Below are 1,651 nucleotides of genomic sequence, written 5' to 3'. Positions count from 1 at the left end.
CGCATGATCTCCAGTAAAAACAAAGACTGGGCGAATACACGTAATATTTGGAACCAGTACAGCTATCATGTTACCAACATCAATGATGACTTATCCGTTCCTAAAAATGAACCAAATAGCTGGGAAGTACATAATACCTATCGCGCTAACTTAATCCCTGGCGTCAATGTCACCGCAGCTTCTGATTTAACCGCTTCCTATATTCAAATAAATGACAGAGGCAATTCTGCGCCCAGCCGCTTTACCGCTCGTATTGGTAATGCAGGTGGCAAGCCTGTTGCCAAAGGTACACCCGTTAGTTTCTACCGACTGCCTAAAGATGCAGACGCAACTCAGGCTGAGCTGATAGGTAAAGTCACCTTGACTGATGCGCTTGCTGGTGGTGACTATGTTGATCTGAGTATCGATTATACTTCTACTAATGGTAGTCTTGCTGACTTTGGTGAGCTGATTGTCATCGCCAATGACGCAGGCGCTGGTGTTGATAGTGCCACAGGTATCCCTAACCCCACTGATCCTACAGGCCCTGTTAGCAGTCAGGATGTCGTCCAAGAATATACCCGCAGCAACAACCTCGCGCGCATTGTGGTCACTGGTGAGTACACTGCATTTAGTCTAGCAGGCAATGTTGATAAGACCTCTTATACAGCCAATGATATTGTTACTATCATGGCAACGCCGACCAACTTAGGCAGCTTCCCTACGACATCAAGTGTTCGTGTCAGTATTATTGATAGTGCAGGAAATGTCATCGAGCAATTTGCTGATACTACCACTGACTTGAGTGTTGCCCTTACCAACATTGGCAATCCTCCGGTCAATAGTGCCAATGTGCTCAACATGTGGCAAACGGGTCAGACACCAATAGGCAGTTATACCGCCCATATCGAGCTGATTTATCAGGATAAAGTCGTCGCCGAGCTCGATAGAAACTTTGCTATCGTCGCTGATGGTGCGCTCTCCGCTCAAACCAATAGCCAGTTGTATGTCGATAAAACACAATACCTACCAACGGACATGGTACAAATTCACTCGCGTGTAATTAACACCGCCAGTAATGCGATGGCGGGACAACGTGATGTCGCTTTAACGGTAGCAGATCCTAGCGGCAAGACTATTTGGGCACAAAATTACAGCTATAACGAGCTTGCACCAAATGCCATCAAAGACCAGTATTTTAATGTACCTCTTGCCGATGCTATAACGGGCAACTATACCGTTACCAGTACAGCGATAGCAGCTGATGGGACTCAAGCGAATCAAGCACTGACACAATCATTCACTGTGCTATCAGCTGCGCAGACAGGTTTTGGCGTGGCAGGTACTTTAACTGGCACATCCGAGGTGAATGTCGGTGATACCGTTAATTGGCAGTGGTCGATTGATAACTCGAGCGATGAGCAGCTAAATGATTTGCCATTATCGATAGCGCTATTTAGAGGTGACAGCTTAGAGCCTTTCCAAACACTTACATTATCATCAGCCAGTATTGATGCTTCTGGTACGTTATCAGGTGTGTCACCTTGGATAAGCTCTGGCGTCGATGGAGAGCGTGTCAGCGCCGTCTTGCTTGCAGAATTTGCTCAAGGTCAAAAAGGTTTGGCACAATCTCAGGTTTTATTAACTGAGCCTCCTATCAATGTCACCATAG

The 1,651-nt window shown here is 46.4% G+C and carries 1 protein-coding gene; it reads left to right on the top strand.

Going from position 1 to position 1,651, the window contains the following annotated elements:
- The coding region (locus JMY02_RS13510; protein ID WP_201599175.1) for a hypothetical protein at window positions 1–1,651 on the top strand (1,651 nt) is incomplete at both ends.

This window comes from Psychrobacter vallis (assembly GCF_904846715.1).
Classification (GTDB): domain Bacteria; phylum Pseudomonadota; class Gammaproteobacteria; order Pseudomonadales; family Moraxellaceae; genus Psychrobacter; species Psychrobacter vallis.
The sequence above is the reverse complement of the archived record's forward strand: the minus strand, read 5'-3'. Positions and strand labels throughout refer to the sequence as shown.